The sequence below is a fragment of the Streptomyces sp. NPDC055749 genome (assembly GCF_053617235.1).
The window spans coordinates 176,222-191,514 of sequence record NZ_JBSHFH010000006.1 but is presented as its reverse complement, the minus strand read 5'-3'; the positions used below and the strand labels follow the sequence as shown (position 1 = coordinate 191,514).

Genomic DNA, 15,293 nt, shown 5'->3' with positions numbered 1-15,293 from the left:
TGCCCCGCCGGCATGTCCCAACCCGAAAGTCACCCGTGACGCCCACCCGCACCCCGGTGGCGGCGGCCCCCCGCCGCCACCGCACCCTCGCGCCGTTCGCGTTCCTTGCCCCCTTCCTGATTCCTTTCGTGCTCTTCACTCTCGTCCCGGTCGGCTACGCGTTCTGGCAGAGCCTGCACAGAACCGAGCGCACCGGCGGCACCTTCGGCCGCACCGAGACGGTCTTCGCCGGATTCCAGCAGTACGTTGACGTCGTGTCCGAGCCCTTCTTCGCGGACAGCCTGCTGCGCGTGGCGCTCTTCGCCCTGGTCCAGATACCCGTGATGCTCGCCCTCGCCCTGGCCCTCGCGCTGCTGCTCGACTCCGCCGTAGCCCGCCTGAAGCGGTTCTTCCGCCTCGTCTACTTCGTGCCGTACGGGATCCCCGGCGTCGTGGCCGCCCTCATGTGGGCGTTCCTGTACGACCCGCGGCTGTCCCCGGTCGTCGGCCTGCTCCGCTCGGTGGACGTCGACGCCGATCTGCTGGGCCCCGACGCCATCCTGTGGTCCATCGGCAACGTCGTCACATGGACGTACACCGGCTACAACATGTTGATCATGTACGCGGCGCTCCAAGCCGTACCCGCCGACCTCAGTGAGGCCGCACGGGTCGATGGGGCGGGAGCGTGGACGATCGCGCTGCGCATCAAGGTGCCCGTCATCCGTCCGGCGCTCGTGCTGACCGGGGTCTTCTCCCTCATCGGTACCTTCCAACTGTTCACCGAACCACAGGTGTTCCGCGCCATCTCCACCAGCGTGACCAGCACGTACACCCCCAACCTCGCCGCCTACTCACTCGCGGCGGGTGACCGCTACAGCGAGGCCGCAGCCCTGTCGGTACTCCTCGCCGTGGCCACCTTCCTGCTGTCCTTCCTGTTCCTCCGCTTCACTGCCAGGAGGCAGGGATGACCCTCCTCACCCGTACCGAGGGCGCACACGCCCCCGCGCCCGCCCGCCCGCCTCGCGGCCTCGCACTGTCGAGCGTGCCGGTGCTCGTGTTCATGACGCTGGTCGCCGGCTACATGCTGCTGCCCGTCTACTGGCTGCTGATCTCTGCGACCAAGAGCCAGAGCGACCTGGTCACCACACCCGGTCTGCTCCCCGCAGACTGGCACCTGGGCGAGAACCTCACCGCGCTCTTCACTCAGCAGGACGGCGTCTACCTGCGCTGGCTCGGCAACAGCCTCGCCTACGCCGGGGCCGGTGCGGCAGTCGGTACGCTGCTCGCCGCGATGGCCGGATACGCCCTGGCCGTCTACCGGTTCAAGGGCCGTGAAGCGATCTTCTCCATGATTCTGGGCGGCGTTCTGGTGCCCGCAACCGCTCTTGCGCTGCCGCTGTTCCTGCTGTTCGCCGAGGTCGACGCCACCAACTCGTTCTGGTCGGTGTTCCTGCCCAGCGTCGTCAGCCCGTTCGGCGTCTACCTGGCACGCATCTTCGCCGCCGCCTCCATACCCGAGGAGGTGATCGAGGCGGCCCGTATCGACGGGGCCGCCGAGTGGACCATCTTCCGCACGATCGCCCTGCGCATGATGTCCCCGGCCCTCGTGACCGTCTTCCTGTTCCAGTTCGTCGTCATCTGGAACAACTTTCTACTCCCCCTGATCATGCTCCAGGACGAGCGGCTCTACCCGGTCACCCTGGGTCTGTTCACTTGGCAGTCCCAGACCAGCCGGGCGCCGGAGCTCCAGACGCTGACCCTCGTCGGCGCGCTCGTCTCGGTCGTTCCGATCGTGATCACCTTCCTGCTGCTCCAGCGCTACTGGCGAGCGGGCCTGGCCGCCGGGGCGGTGAAGTCGTGAACGACCCGATGCTCGCCCTCACCGATCGGCTCGGCGGGATTGCCTACGGGGGCGACTACAACCCGGAGCAGTGGCCCAAGGACGTCTGGCCAAAGGACGTACGTCTCATGCGCGAGGCGGGAGTCAACTTCGTCACTGTCGGGGTTTTCTCCTGGTCCCGACTCCAACCCCGCCCCGGCGTCTACGACTGGTCGCTGCTCGACACCGTCCTCGACTTGCTGCACAGCGCAGGCATCGCCGTCGACCTCGCCACCCCCACCGCCGCCCCACCACCCTGGTTCAGCAAGGCTCACCCGGACTCGCTCCCGCTGACCGCCTCGGGCACCAGGCTCACCCACGGCAGCAGGCAGGCTTTCTGCCCCAGCAGTCCGGACTACGCCCGGGCCGCAGACGCCCTCGTGGGGGAACTGGCCAGACGGTATGGCAACCACCCGGCGGTCGCCATGTGGCACGTGCACAACGAATGGGGCAACCACAACGCCCTCTGCTACTGCGACACCAGCGCCGCGGCCTTCCGCGTCTGGCTGCGCGAACGGTATCGGACCCTCGAACAGCTCAACGACGTGTGGGGCACCGACTTCTGGGGACAGCGCTATGGCACCTGGGCGGAGATCGACCCGCCGCGCGACACCACCGCCTTCCGCAACCCAGGTCAGGACCTCGACTACCGCCGCTTCTCCTCCGACGCACTGCTCGCCCGGCACCGCGCCGAGAGTGAACTGCTGCGTGAGGGTGCGCCCGGTATCCCGATCACGACCAACCTGCTCGGCACCCTGGAGAAGAAAGTCGACGGGCACGCCTTCGCCCGGCACTCCGACATCGTCTCCGTGGACCACTACCTCGTCGCGGCCGACCCCGGAAACCACATCGACCTCGCCCTCAACGCCGATCTCGCCCGCGGCATGGCCGGCGGCCGCCCCTGGCTCCTCATGGAGCACTCCACGTCCGCGGTCAACTGGCAGCCCGTCAACGTGCCCAAGGCGCCTGGGGAGATGCGCCGCAACAGCCTCACCCACCTGGCCCGAGGCTCCGACGGCATCCTCTTCTTCCAGTGGCGGCAGTCCCGATCGGGCGCCGAGAAGTGGCACTCCGCGATGCTGCCGCACGGTGGCACCGATACCCGCACCTGGGCCGAGGTCACCGCCCTCGGCGCCGAACTCGCCACCCTGTCCGAAGTGCTCGGCACCCGAGTCCGGGCGGACGTGGCGCTGCTGTTCGACTGGAACGCCTGGTGGGCACTGGAACTGGAGGCCCGCCCATCGGAGCACCTGCGCTACCTGGACACGATCAGGGACTGGTACGGGGCCCTGTGGGATCTCGGCGTCACCTGCGACCTGGTCGCTCCCGACACCGACCTGACCCCCTACCGGGCCGTCCTCGCACCCAGCCTCTACCTGGTGACCGACGCGGACGCGGATGCCCTGCACTCCTATGTGCGCAGCGGCGGTCACGCCGTCCTCGGCCCGTTCAGCGGGACCGTCGACACCCACGACCGGGTGCGCACCGGCGGGTACCCCGGCGCGTTCCGCGACCTCCTGGGCCTGGTCGTCGACGAGTACCTTCCCCTGCGAGAGGGAGAATCGGCGCTCCTGTCCGACGGCTCCCACGCGCGGCTGTGGACCGAGCGGGTCGAGTCCCGCGGCTGCACCGCAAGGCTGCGGTTCGCCGACGGCCCCGACGGAGGACCCGCCCGCGGCGGCCCCGCCGTGACCCGGCACTCCTACGGCGACGGCGCCGGCTGGTACGCCGCGGCGGCTCTGCCCGCCCAGTCTCTGCACGACCTCCTCGACGCTGTGTGCCGGGAGGCCGGAGCCGCCCCGGCGGCGATCGTCCCTCCCGGCGTCGAGGCCGTACGCCGCAGCGCGGGCGACCGCTCCTACCTCTTCCTCGTCAACCACACGGACAGCGAGGTGAGCGTCCCCGTCGACGGCCACACCCAGCTCGACGGATCGGCGCTGCAGGGATACGTGAGCCTCCCGGCGGGGGATGTCATGGTCCTTCGGGAGCAGGCGGTGCCACAACCGGGCCTACGACACCGGGAAGAGAACCGCTGATGCCCCTCATCGAGATCGACCGTCCCTCGGGAACCGTGCTCCTGCGCGCCGCCGGCACCGGCTACGTGCTTCGCATCGCCGCTGCCGCCGGGACCGTACGCCTGCTGCACTGGGGAGCGCCCCTCACCTTGGAGGACGCCCTCGCGCTGCGGGAACCGGATTCGGAGGGGAGCAGCTTCCACAGCCCGCTCGACGGTACGGAAGAGCTGTCCGTCGACGGTCAGGTCCGCTTCGCCCCACCCGCACTGGACGTACGGTACGCGGACGGCACCAGCGCGACCGAGCCCGTTGTGAACGGTTACGACATCCGGGAGGACGCTGCCGCAGGGGAGCTCTCGGTGAGCCTCAGCGACACCGACCGCCCACTCGGTTGGCACCTGCACTACAAGGTCCGCCGGGACAGCCCCGTGATCGAACGCTGGACCGTGCTGCGCCACACCGGGACACACCGGGAGCCACCACTCTCACTGCTACGGCACTCGGCCGCACAGTGGAATCTGCCCGTCCTCCCGGCCTACCGGCTGAGCTCCGTCCACGGGCAGTGGGCGGGCGAGTTCCAGCTGCGCCGGACCCCGCTCGCCATCGGTGAGACCACCCTCACCAGCAGGCGCGGCCACACCGGCCACCAGAGCAACCCCTGGCTCGCCCTCGACGCAGGCGACGCGACCGAGGAGAGCGGCGAGGTCTGGACCCTCGCCCTCGCCACCGCGGGAAGCTGGCGCATGACGGCCGTACGCTCCGCCGAGGGCAGGTGCAGCGTGATGGGCGGCAGCGGCCACGAAGGTGTGGAGATCACCCTCGCACCGGGCGAGACCTGGACCACCCCCGTCAGCACGGGACAGTACACACCCGGCGGATTCGGCGAGGCATCCCGGGCATCCCACTCCTACATTCGCGAGCATGTCCTGCCCACGCCCGGGGAACTGCGGCCGGTTCTCTACAACTCCTGGGAGGCGACGGCCTTCGACGTCAGCTTCGACGGACAACGAGAACTTGCCGAGCTGGCCGCGCGCGCCGGCGCCGAACTCTTCGTCGTCGACGACGGCTGGTTCGGAGCCCGCGACAGCGACCGCGCGGGACTCGGCGACTGGACCCCTCGATCGTCCGCCTTCCCCGAGGGCCTCCGCCCCCTGTCGGACCACGTCCACGGACTCGGCATGCAGTTCGGCCTGTGGGTGGAACCGGAGATGGTCAACCCGGACAGCGATCTCTTCCGCGAACGGCCGCACTGGGTGCTTCACCTCCCCGACCGCACGGCCCACCCCCTGCGCAACCAACTGGTCCTCGACTTCTCGCGGCCCGAAGTCACCGACTGGGCCCTCGGCTGGCTGCTCCGCACGGTCGACACCTTCGGCGTGGACTTCCTCAAGTGGGACTTCAACCGGTCCTTCACGGAGGCAGGTTCCACCGGCGGCCGCCCCGACGGGCGCAGGGTCTTCGTCGAGCACGCCCTCGGCGCCCACCGCGTCCTGGACCGGCTGCGCGCCGCCCGGCCCGCCCTGCGGATCGAAACCTGCTCGGGCGGAGGCGGACGCGTCGACCTGGCAAGCCTGGCCCGTACCGACCAGGCGTGGGCCTCGGACAACACGGACGCGGTCGACCGGCTGAGCATCCAGTACGGATTCTCGCAGCTCTACCCCGCCCAGGTGATGGGCGCCTGGGTGACGGACAGCCCCAACCCGTTCACGCAGCGAGCCGTTCCCCTGCGGTTCCGCCTGCACTGCGCGATGGCCGGGGCACTTGGCATCGGCGGCGACCTGACACGTTGGACGGAGGCAGAACTGAACGAGACAGCCGTGTACGTCGCCCGCTACAAAGAGGTGCGATCCACCATCCAGACCGGCGACCTGTACCGCCTGGGCACCCCGGAAAACGGTTCGCATGCCCTGCAGTACGTGGCACGCGACGGCTGCGAATGCGTGGTCCTCCAGTGGCGGGCCGGGCCCGCGGAACGCACGGCCCTACCACGGCTGCGACTGCGCGGCCTCGACCCGGAGGCCCAGTACCGCGTCGACGACGACAGCGCGGAGCTGCCGACGGGAACAGAACGCTCAGGCGCCGTACTGGCCGCGCACGGGATACCTGCCGAGCTGCCACCCGGAGGCTACGCAAGCCGGATGCTGACGCTGCGCCGGATGGGGTGACAGCGAGCCGGCCAGGCGGCAGGAGATCGGGACCGGGGCGACGCCTTCCCGCCTCGCGACAGGATCTGCTCGCCCTGGCCGACCTACGGTGCGGTGACACCTTTGCCGGGTCTGTGCATTGGGCGGGGTACGTGGAGTTGGACGGTTCCGGACGGACTGTGGGAAATTGCGGAGCAGCTGATCCCCCCGTCGAAGGTGCGGCCGCAGGGTGGAGGCCGCAGGACCCGAACCGCGACCCGGGTTGCGGACTCCGTAAAAGCCCTGCCGGGACAGGCCGCTGAACAGCCACTTCGATGAGTTTGCTGCCAACTTGAAGTCCCAGGTTAAAAGGCTGGTTCGATCGGTCCTCGGGGTATTCGTGCTGGCCGTGGGCGGGGGTCGTCTACGGAGAAGATCATCCGCCAGCACGGTTGGGTTGAAGAGAAACACGATGCCGCGACGTCGGCGGATGTGCGAGCCTTCCGGTCTCAGACGCCGACCGAGACTCTGATGACTCGCGATGACGCGCTCAAGCAACACAGTCACATCGCGAGCGGGCATTCGGTAGGGCACGTCGGGTCCGACCGGCTCATCCAGGCAGCCTTGGTCCACCTGGCCAGTGACAGCCGGGCGCGGCCTCTGTCCACCCACGTCACCGCGGGCCAGGCCGGTGACGCGCCAGGCTTCGAGGCGGTCATGGCCGGAATCCGGATCCTGCGAAGCGGACTCGGCAGGCCAAGAACCCGCCCTGCGGTCGTCCTTGCGGATCGCGCCTACTCTTCCCGCGCGATCCGTGGCCACCTCCGGCGACGCGGCATCCGTGCCGTCATCCAGCAGTCCGCCGACCAGATCAGCCACCGTCTGCGGCGAGGCCGCCCGCCCGGCTTCGCCGCTGAGACAAGGAGCGCAATGCCGCCGAGCGGTGCATCGCCCGACTCAAGGAGTGGCGCGGCCTCGCAATGCGGACAGACAAACTCACCATCACTTACCAGGCCGCCCTCCACCTGCCGCCATCCTCATCTGGACTCGGCGCTGAGCATGGCGTTCGAAGGGGGGTCATTTTCAGGGCAGGAATTCGAAGAACGGGCGGTCAGGCGCGAAGTTGCGAGAACACACCGTCACGTCCCTACCCTTGAGATAAGCCAGCAACCACTCGCCGAACGTCATCTCATAGAGAGTGTTGGCCGGACTGTCGAGCTCCTGAACCACGACGCGCCAGGGCGATGAGGGGGCATCGGGAACGCGAAGGAATACCCATTCCCCCGTCATGGCCGACGCCACCGGCATCAACTCACCGGGACTCGCCCCTACCGGAGCGGGCAGGAACCCTGCCATGTCCCCGGCGCGCCAGAACTCAAGATCCTCCCTGATGGTTCCTCCCAGACTATGCAGAAGATGACCGGCGGGATGCTCCAGATACAACTGCCCGTTGATCACGACCGAACCATAGGCGTTCACGATCTCACGGAAGTCCGCAGGAAAATCGATGCCGAGTTCCTGCTCCAGTTCGATCCATGGCGCCGGATCCGACCAGTTGAACCGGGGTTCGCCCAACAGGGCTGTGATCTCTGGAAGCGTTGCCACCACTAGGTCCTTCTAGGACGTCGAGCCGATGCCTGTATTGGAGCTGACCGTAGTACAGGAGAAAGTCTCCTCGGCCCCCTGGGGTCCGCACATGGTCACCCCACCTGAACGGTGGCAGGAAGGGCCGAGTGAGGGTCGCCGTACACGAGCACGACCTAACCAGCCCGCACGACGAATCACTGACCGTTCAAGGAGACAGGCCCTTTCGACCACGGTCACGCTAACCATGCACGAGGTCGTTAGGTGAGACGGGCAGGGCGTTGTCGGGTGTGTTTCGTGCGGCGTTCCGGGCGGTGGCCTGGCCGCGGACCGCCTTCACGGTTATGGCTTCGGCCGCGATGCGCCGAACACTGACTACTCGTCCCCGCCGCTCCGCTGTGAGCGGGAATTCCGGCTCGCGCTGCGGGCCAGATCGCTGCCGAGCAGCGTCGCCTTGGCCAGACCACGTGCCCAGCGAGGGGCGTCGCCCCGGGCCGCCCAGAAGACGCAGGCGCAACCGCCAACTGCGAACAGAACGACGACCGACAATATGAGCACGAGCATGCTTTACCCCTAATTCGCAGGATGGTTCGCGCCATCCTCTCAGGCGGGCCTCATCTCCAGCAGACGCTTGGCGCCGTCGCGGTCAGCTAACGAAAGTGGCTTCTCCTGTGATCCGCCGGACAGTGCCTAGTCCGGTGGCCTCCGCTACTGGGGTCCCGAGAGCGAAGACGTCGAAGTCTGTGGCCCTTGGCTTTGAGCCTCGGGTGTTGGGGAGCATTGGGGCCGAACGCCACTGCGGGGTCGCACCACCGGCGCGAGTTCGGCCTCCTAATCGATGCCGACCGGCTCGCGCCGCCATTCGGGTCTCCGGGCTGGTGTGTGGGTAACCCTGACACCCCCGGCGCAGTTGAGAGGTCGTGACCACGAAGTTGCGGATCGTCCCCGTCCGCGGCGGCTAACGCGCCAGCAGCGAAACTGCTTCGCACGCCGAGACGGAGCCGATCTTCGCCACTCTAGCCCTCCAATGGGCAAGCGACGGCCGCCTGGTGTCAGGCTGCGCGGATGAGCAGTGGACGATCCTCGCCCAACGCTCCCCTTGGCCCGGACCGTGATTGCGCGGCGGTCGCGGTCCACACGCTTCCGAGGAGCCCGCAACCTGTCAGCCGCCGCGCTCCCGGGCCGCTGAAATAGCGTTCGCGGTGCTTGCAAGAGGAGCCCGGGGCCGAAGTGGTGGAGGGCATCTCTGAGCTCGGCGAGCCGGTGCACCAGCAGCCCTCACTCAGGCTCTGCTCTGCCTCGCCCGCCGACGGCCCGACGTCCTGTTCGCAATGCTCCGCGACGGCACCTTCTACGAACCTCAACCCACCCCAACCTCTTGACCAAAGTCGTAGGGACTCCGTGATCAGCTGAGGAGTTCAAATCGCCCAGTCGTTCTCCGCCCGAAGCCGCTGACGAGCAGCCTCAAGCCGCTGGGCATAGTCCGCCGCGAACAACTCAGGAAGTGTCTTGTCCAACGTCCCGGCGATTCGATGGATCGGTGACCACACGGCCGGATCGTCGATGACGCGACTGAGGTCCGTCATCTGGAGCTTCTCCAGCCAGTCCGACAACACCAATGCCTGATCGCTCGTGAGCTTGATCGTAATCTGGCTCTCGCTCATGCGCCCCCAACCCCTTGGCACTCACCTTCGACCACACGAACCTACTGGCCGTCGCCCCTTGACCGAACACATTGGGGCACCCCCCGTTGAGCTCAACGCCGTCCCCCTTGCCGATCAGTTCGGCGACCGCTGCAGCGAGCCGCTGCTTCTTGGAGGCATGCCGGGAGGACTTCTACCGCAGGGGCAGTTCGAACGAGACGCCGTGCGCGATGGCTCCCCGCGCGTCCCGACGAGCACTTGTTGTTCCGTGAGCTCGTCGAGGTCCCGCTCGTTGGTCACGGTCGCCGAGGCCCGTCGACTCCCGCAGCGCGGCACGGGCGCGGGCCGTGGATTACGACGTACCGCACCCGACGACCGCTCGCCCGGATGTGGCAGCCGGTCGGTGACGGAGACGGCCAGTTCCGCCGCCCTCGTCCATTGCTCCGGCTGGCTTGCGATCTCCGCGGTGACATGTGCGGCGGCGCTCATGGGGCCTCTCTGCTTGCTCTGCCGGGTCGTCTGCGAGTCAGGTTTAGCCCCGTCCGCACACCATTGCAGTGAGCAATAGGCGAGCAATCACCGTCACGGTTGGGCATCGCTTGGGCGATTGCTTATTGATTGCGTACATGAAGGGTGAGTAGACCTGCCTCTCAACAGGCCGACACGTGTTGAGGAGCAGGGCGATGAACAGAGGATTGATCCGACGGACCGCGGCCATGAGTGTGGCCGGCGCGCTCGCCTTCGGGCTGACCGCATGCGGCGGCGGCTCGACGGGTGGTGCCTCCGCGGGCAGCGGCAAGGAGCTTACGTACTGGTCGATGTGGAAGGATGGCGAGCCGCAGCAGAAGGCGCTGTCCGCCGCTATCGACGACTTCACCGCCGAGACCGGCATCAAGGTCAAGGTGCAGTGGCAGGGCCGCGACGTACTGAAGAAGCTGCAGCCGACTCTCCACGGCGTGCCGGCTGCCGACCTCATCGACCGCAACCTTCCCCAGGTCAAGTCGATGATGGTGTCCACCAACACGGCCGCCGACCTGGCCGGCGTACTGAAGGAACCGATCCCCGGCGAGCCCGGAAAGACTGTCGGCGACGTGGTGCCGGCGAAGTATCTCGAGCTGGGCAAGGCCGATGGCAAGCAGGTCGTCCTGCCCTACGCGATCGTCGCCAACGGCCTCTGGTACGACGGGAACTCTTTCCCCGGCCTCGGTCAGAAGCCCCTCAAGGACTGGGACGCCTTCCAGGCGACACTCGCCGCCGAGAAGAAGGCGGGACGCGCCCCGCTCGCCCTCGACGCGGACATCCCCGACTACGGCGCCTACTGGTACAGCAACTTCGTGGTCGGCGCGATGGGCCCCGGCTCCTTCCACGAAGCGGCGGCCGACAAGAGCGGGAAGCTGTGGAAGGAGCCCGGATACGTCAAGGCGGCCCAGCGCGTGTCCACCCTCGCCAAGGGCGGGTACTTCGCCGACGGCTACGCCGCCAGCAAGTTCCCAGCGATCCAGCAGAAATGGGCCACGGGCAAAGCCGGTTTTCTGCTGATGGGCTCATGGATCGCGGGCGAGACCAAGCCGTACGCCACGTCCGGCTTCGACTTCAAGATGCTCCCGTTCCCCAACGACGGTGCACCGGGCTCCGACGCACCCATAGAGGCGACCACCTTCGGCTGGGTCGTCCCGAGCAAGGCCAGGCAAAGCGAAGCGGCCCGCAAGTTCGTCGCCTTCCTCTACAGCAAGAAGCAGATGCAGGCGTACGCCGACGACGCTCAAGGCATCGTCGCACGTGAGGACATCAAGGTCGCCCCGGCCATGGCCGACGCCGCCGCGGCTCTGAAGGAGGGCACCCCGTACAGCACCTTTGACGGCGTAGACATGGACTTCGCCGAATGGTGGACGAAGACCTTCCACCCGCTGAACACCAAGCTGGTGACCGGCAAGATCTCCGCGGAGGACTTCAGCGACAAGCTCGCCGCGCAGAGCGCCGACTTCTGGAAGCGGGCAGGCTGATGACCACTGCCGTCGCCGACGGCGCGCGTTCCACCACCCCGGCCCGCCGCACGGTGGCGGGTCGGGGCGCCGTGGGCCCGTTCGCCGCCCATCGCAAGCGCCTGTACCTGCCCTTCGTACTGCCCGCCTTCCTGCTGTACGCCGCGTTCCTGCTGGCACCCGTCGTCGCCACCGGCTGGATCAGCCTGCACACATGGGCGGGCGCCGGACCCATGGAATGGGTGGGCGCGGACAACTACACCCGGATGTTCCAGGACCCCGCCTTCCAGACGTCCTTCGGCAACACGCTGCTGCTGCTCTTCGGCGGCGGCGCCGTCACCTTCCTGCTCAGCTTCGTCCTGACGATGCTGCTGCGCGACCTTGCCGGACGGTCCACCGCCCGCTCGGTGATCTTCTTCCCCAACATTGTGCCCGCGCTGGTGATCTCGATCCTCTGGGGATTTCTCTTCCAGGCCGACGGGCTGCTCAACACAGCGCTGCGCTCCATCGGCATCGCGCATCCGCCCGCATGGCTCGCCGAAGAGAACCAGTTCAAGATCATCATGCTGGGCATCATCTGGATGAGCACCGGCTACTACACCACGATCATCATGGCCGCGGTGGACCGCATTCCGCCCTATCTCTACGAGGACTGCGCCTTGGCCGGGGCCAACGCCTGGCAGCGCTTCCGCCACGTCACTCTGCCGCTGTCCTGGGACGTCATCGGGATCTGCGCGGTGCTGTGGACCATCAATGCGATGAAGGCCTTCGAGTTCATCCTGGCCATGGCCGGCTCGGCCAGCTCGATGCCCTCCACGTCCACCTGGACCGCATCGCTGTACGCGTACACCTCCGTCTTCGCACCGACGGGTGTTCCGCAGTACGGCATCGCCGCGGCCTCCGCCATCGTCACGCTCGCGCTCGTCGGCGTCCTGGTGGTGCTGATCCGACAGCTGATGCGGCGCGAAGCGCTCGAATTCTGAACGGGGAACACTGTGAGCACTGCATCGACTCTGCGTGCCGGCCGGGCGCAGCGCCTGCTCGGCGCGCCGCTGGTCTGGGCGTTCGTCGCCTTCAATCTTCTTGTGCTGGTGTGGATCCTGGCCTCCTCGATGAAGGCGACCAGGGACATCATTGCCTCTCCCTGGGCGGTGCCAGACGCCTTGCAGTGGGACAACTTCGAACGGGCTTGGAACGCGGGGAACTTCGGCCCGGCGGCCCTCAACTCCCTTGTTCTGGTGGGAGGCACAGCACTTGCAACGGTGCTCCTCGCCGCCCCCGCCTCGTACGCGCTCAGCAGGCTGGGGGCGCGGAGCGCGGGCGCGACCACCTCGTTGTTCGCCATCGGACTCGGTATCCCGGCGCACGCCGTGTTCCTGCCGCTGTATCAGGTGATGGCGCCGCTGGGGCTCGTCAACAATCTCTGGGGGCTGTGGCTGCTCTACACCGCGACCTCGATGCCGTTCGCGGTCTTCTTCCTGACGGGGTTCTTCCGGTCGCTGCCCGCCGAACTGGAGGAGGCGGCGGCCCTGGACGGCGCGTCTCCGTCGTACACCTTCTGGCGCATCATGCTGCCCCTGGCGCGCTCCGGGCTGGTCACCCTGCTGCTGCTCAATGTCATCAATCACTGGGGGGAGACCTTCTTCGCACTGGTCTTCATCCAGGATCAGCAACTCCAGACACTGCCTTTGGCGCTGCTCGGCTTCATGCAGCAGATGCAGTTCAACGGCGCGGACTGGGGCGGGCTGTTCGCGGGCATCGCGGTGGTTGTCCTGCCACTGGTCGGGCTCTACATCTGGCTCGGCCGCCGCATCATCGAGGGTATGACCCTCGGCTCCGGCAAGTAGCACGTACAAGCATCTGGTTGCCGGTCATGGAAAGGCAAAACGCACTGTGTCACCCCGACTTACAGCTCTCATCGCCATGCGGCAGGATGTGGCAGCCCTGGCACTCCCCGACGACGTACGGGCGCGACTGAGCGCTGTCTGCGACGTACCGGACCTAGTGGTCGACGACTTCGGGCGGCCCGAGGCGCGCCAGGCGCTGTCCCGCACCGATGTGCTGATCTCAGGGTGGGGCTGCCCGGCGGTCGACGCGAGTGTCCTCGCGGACGCGCCGCGGCTGCGGGCCGTCATGCACGCGGCCGGCTCCGTCAAGCAAGTGCTCACGCCGGCGGTCTGGGAGCGGGGGATCACCGTCTCGTCGGCCGCGCCCGCCAACGCGGCGCCGGTCGCCGACTACACACTCGCCGCCATCCACCTGTCGGCCAAGCGGGCGTTCCGAACGGCGGGGGAGTACCGGGCGGGCCGGCCCCAGGACCTGACGGTCTCCCCGGCCACCGGCCTGCTCGACCGCACGGTCGGCATCGTCGGCGCCTCGAAGATCGGGCGGCTCGTCATGGAACGGCTCGCCGGCACGGGCGTGGCGCTGCTGGTGCACGACCCATATCTGGGGGCCGCGGATGCCGACGCACTCGGGGCCCGACTCGTGAGCCTGGACGAGCTGCTAGCAGGCTCGGACATCGTCTCGCTGCACGCCCCGCTGCTGCCCGAGACGAGGCATCTGATCGACGCGCGAGCACTCAGCCTGCTACGGGACGGTGCGGTGCTCATCAACACCGCACGCGGCGGACTCGTCGACACCGAGGCACTGACAGCGCACTGCGCGGCGGGCCGCATCGAAGCGGTCCTCGACGTGACCGAACCGGAACCGCTCCCGCCGGGACATCTGCTGCTCACCCTGCCCCATGTGCTGGTCACCCCGCACATCGCGGGAGCCATGGGCACGGAGGTACGCCTGCTCGGCGCGTTCGCGGTCGCCGAGACGGAGCGATTCGCGGCGGGCGATCGGCTGCTGGGAGAGGTACGGGCCGCGGACCTGTCCCGCATCGCCTGACGGCCCAAGCGCCCTCCGGGCGTGACCTCAATCGCCGGACGGGACATTCAAACCGTCCGGCGATTGAGAAGCGGGGTCCGGGGCTGCGCCCCGCCGATCGGCCGATCAGCCGGTGCGCCCGCCGCAGGACGCGCGGACCACCAGGTTCGGACGCAAGTGCACTTGGTGCAGCGGCGACGCGTCGCCGTCGGCGAGACGGCGCAGGAGAATTTGCGCGGCCAGTCGGCCCACCTGGAACTTTGGCGGCGAGACGGCGGTCAGCGGAATCTCGGCCACGTCCGCGAACTCGTTGTCGTAACTGACCATGGCAAGGTCCTGGGGGACGCGCAGCCCCGCCCGCCGGGCCGCCGACTGCACCAGAGCGGCCTCGCGATCGCCGAAACACAAGGCGCCCGTGACCCCCGCCGCCACGAACTTCGCCACGGTGGCGTCGGCGCGGTCCGGACTCCAGGCATCCATCACCGCACTGTCGTACACCGCATCGGGCAGCGCGAAGTCGGCGACGGCGCGGGCGAATCCGGCCCGGATGGGCGCGGCGGTCGGCGCGTCGACCCGGACGACCAGCGCGAGACGATCATGACCGAGGCCGCGCAGATGCCGCACAGCGTCGTACGCGCCGCCCTCGTGGTCCGTGCAGACATGCTCCGTGGAGTCCCCGGGGCCCGCCGCCGTCAGCCGCCGCTCCACCAGCACCGCGGGGACGGGCAGATGGAGCAGCTCGTCCGTGCGCCGCGCCGGGTCGTCGGAGGCATGCAGCCCGGGCACCAGCAGCAGCCCGTGCACACCCGCCGCGAGCAGCTCGGCGATCGCCGCGTCCTCCGCCTTCGGGTCGTAGTGCGAGCAGGCCAGCACGAACTGGGCACCTGCCTCGGCCAGCACCTCCTGGATGCCTTGGATGACGCGCGGGTAGTAGAGCGCGGTGTCCGGCACGAGCACGCCGACGACCCTGCGCCGGCCGGGTACGCGCGGCGGGAGCCCGCGCGCGAAGGTGCCCGAGCCCTGCCGTCTCTCCACCAGACCCTGGACGACCAGGTCCTCGTACGCCCTGCGGACCGTGGTGAGGGACAGACCGGTCTCGGTGGCGAGCGCCCGCTCGGTGGGCAGCTTGCTGCCCGGCGGCCAGGTGCCGTCATTGATGCCGCGCCGCAGATCGGCGGTGAGTTTGCGAAATTTGAGCTCTCGGGCCGACACGG

Annotated in this window: 12 protein-coding genes and 3 pseudogenes; 10 read left to right on the top strand and 5 right to left on the bottom strand. The window is 68.4% G+C overall.

The features are described from left to right. Positions 1–35 precede the first annotated feature (35 nt). The 6 genes and pseudogenes from ACWGO0_RS06910 to ACWGO0_RS06885 all read left to right on the top strand — a co-directional run. The gene (locus ACWGO0_RS06910) at positions 36–947 is read left to right on the top strand and encodes a carbohydrate ABC transporter permease (protein WP_453529154.1); all 912 of its coding nucleotides are present in this window, start codon (positions 36–38) and stop codon (positions 945–947) included. Further along, positions 944–1,840: a carbohydrate ABC transporter permease gene (locus ACWGO0_RS06905; RefSeq protein WP_453529151.1), complete on the top strand. Its 897-nt coding sequence runs from the start codon at positions 944–946 to the stop codon at positions 1,838–1,840. Before ACWGO0_RS06910 ends, ACWGO0_RS06905 begins: the two co-directional genes overlap by 4 nt. 8 nt (positions 1,841–1,848) lie before the next feature. Next, positions 1,849–3,894, top strand: coding sequence for a beta-galactosidase (locus ACWGO0_RS06900; RefSeq protein WP_453529204.1), 2,046 nt, complete (start codon positions 1,849–1,851; stop codon positions 3,892–3,894). Continuing rightward, positions 3,894–6,038, top strand: a complete 2,145-nt coding sequence (locus tag ACWGO0_RS06895) for an alpha-galactosidase (protein WP_453529148.1) — start codon at positions 3,894–3,896, stop codon at positions 6,036–6,038. Before ACWGO0_RS06900 ends, ACWGO0_RS06895 begins: the two co-directional genes overlap by 1 nt. A 117-nt stretch (positions 6,039–6,155) precedes the next feature. Next, a pseudogene (locus tag ACWGO0_RS06890) lies at positions 6,156–6,254 on the top strand (IS5/IS1182 family transposase); the annotation flags it as partial. A gap of 369 nt (positions 6,255–6,623) precedes the next feature. After that, a pseudogene (locus ACWGO0_RS06885) lies at positions 6,624–7,053 on the top strand (transposase); the annotation flags it as partial. 26 nt (positions 7,054–7,079) lie between these two features. On the opposite strand, the gene ACWGO0_RS06880 reads toward ACWGO0_RS06885, so the two are convergent. The 4 genes and pseudogenes from ACWGO0_RS06880 to ACWGO0_RS06865 form a co-directional block, all read right to left on the bottom strand. Then, complete coding sequence (locus ACWGO0_RS06880; RefSeq protein WP_453529145.1) at positions 7,080–7,601, bottom strand: SMI1/KNR4 family protein; 522 nt, start codon at positions 7,599–7,601, stop codon at positions 7,080–7,082. Positions 7,602–7,955: 354 nt separating this feature from the next. Continuing rightward, positions 7,956–8,144, bottom strand: a complete 189-nt coding sequence (locus ACWGO0_RS06875; RefSeq protein WP_453529142.1) for a hypothetical protein — start codon at positions 8,142–8,144, stop codon at positions 7,956–7,958. 854 nt (positions 8,145–8,998) lie between these two features. Beyond that, complete coding sequence (locus tag ACWGO0_RS06870) at positions 8,999–9,244, bottom strand: hypothetical protein (RefSeq protein WP_453529139.1); 246 nt, start codon at positions 9,242–9,244, stop codon at positions 8,999–9,001. A 79-nt stretch (positions 9,245–9,323) separates the two neighbouring features. Then, positions 9,324–9,520, bottom strand: a pseudogene (locus ACWGO0_RS06865) (alkaline phosphatase); the annotation flags it as partial. Between the two features lie 386 nt (positions 9,521–9,906). Here ACWGO0_RS06865 and ACWGO0_RS06860 point away from each other — a divergent pair. From ACWGO0_RS06860 to ACWGO0_RS06845, 4 genes are all read left to right on the top strand, one after another. After that, on the top strand, positions 9,907–11,226 hold the full coding sequence (locus tag ACWGO0_RS06860; RefSeq protein ID WP_453529136.1) for an ABC transporter substrate-binding protein: 1,320 nt from the start codon (positions 9,907–9,909) through the stop codon (positions 11,224–11,226). After that, positions 11,226–12,188 (top strand): carbohydrate ABC transporter permease, encoded by a 963-nt coding sequence (locus ACWGO0_RS06855; protein ID WP_453529133.1) that lies wholly within the window; start codon positions 11,226–11,228, stop codon positions 12,186–12,188. The genes ACWGO0_RS06860 and ACWGO0_RS06855 overlap by 1 nt, the downstream gene beginning before the upstream one ends. Before the next feature lie 12 nt (positions 12,189–12,200). Further along, complete coding sequence (locus tag ACWGO0_RS06850; RefSeq protein ID WP_453529130.1) at positions 12,201–13,052, top strand: carbohydrate ABC transporter permease; 852 nt, start codon at positions 12,201–12,203, stop codon at positions 13,050–13,052. 76 nt (positions 13,053–13,128) lie between these two features. Continuing rightward, entirely contained in the window at positions 13,129–14,100 is a 972-nt protein-coding gene (locus ACWGO0_RS06845; RefSeq protein WP_453529127.1) for a hydroxyacid dehydrogenase, read from the top strand. A 105-nt stretch (positions 14,101–14,205) separates the two neighbouring features. Here ACWGO0_RS06845 and ACWGO0_RS06840 read toward each other — a convergent pair whose 3' ends face one another. Continuing rightward, a complete protein-coding gene (locus ACWGO0_RS06840; protein ID WP_453529125.1) occupies positions 14,206–15,291 on the bottom strand; it encodes a GntR family transcriptional regulator in 1,086 nt (361 codons plus the stop codon). Positions 15,292–15,293 lie beyond the last annotated feature (2 nt).

Bases quoted from the DNA above. Each gene is read 5' to 3' on its own strand.
- ACWGO0_RS06905 (WP_453529151.1), top strand. From the start codon at position 944: ATGACCCTCCTCACCCGTACCGAGGGCGCACACGCCCCCGCGCCCGCC.
- ACWGO0_RS06900 (WP_453529204.1), top strand. From the start codon at position 1,849: ATGCTCGCCCTCACCGATCGGCTCGGCGGGATTGCCTACGGGGGCGAC.
- ACWGO0_RS06895 (WP_453529148.1), top strand. From the start codon at position 3,894: ATGCCCCTCATCGAGATCGACCGTCCCTCGGGAACCGTGCTCCTGCGC.
- ACWGO0_RS06875 (WP_453529142.1), bottom strand. From the start codon at position 8,144: ATGCTCGTGCTCATATTGTCGGTCGTCGTTCTGTTCGCAGTTGGCGGT.
- ACWGO0_RS06870 (WP_453529139.1), bottom strand. From the start codon at position 9,244: ATGAGCGAGAGCCAGATTACGATCAAGCTCACGAGCGATCAGGCATTG.
- ACWGO0_RS06860 (WP_453529136.1), top strand. From the start codon at position 9,907: ATGAACAGAGGATTGATCCGACGGACCGCGGCCATGAGTGTGGCCGGC.
- ACWGO0_RS06855 (WP_453529133.1), top strand. From the start codon at position 11,226: ATGACCACTGCCGTCGCCGACGGCGCGCGTTCCACCACCCCGGCCCGC.
- ACWGO0_RS06845 (WP_453529127.1), top strand. From the start codon at position 13,129: ATGCGGCAGGATGTGGCAGCCCTGGCACTCCCCGACGACGTACGGGCG.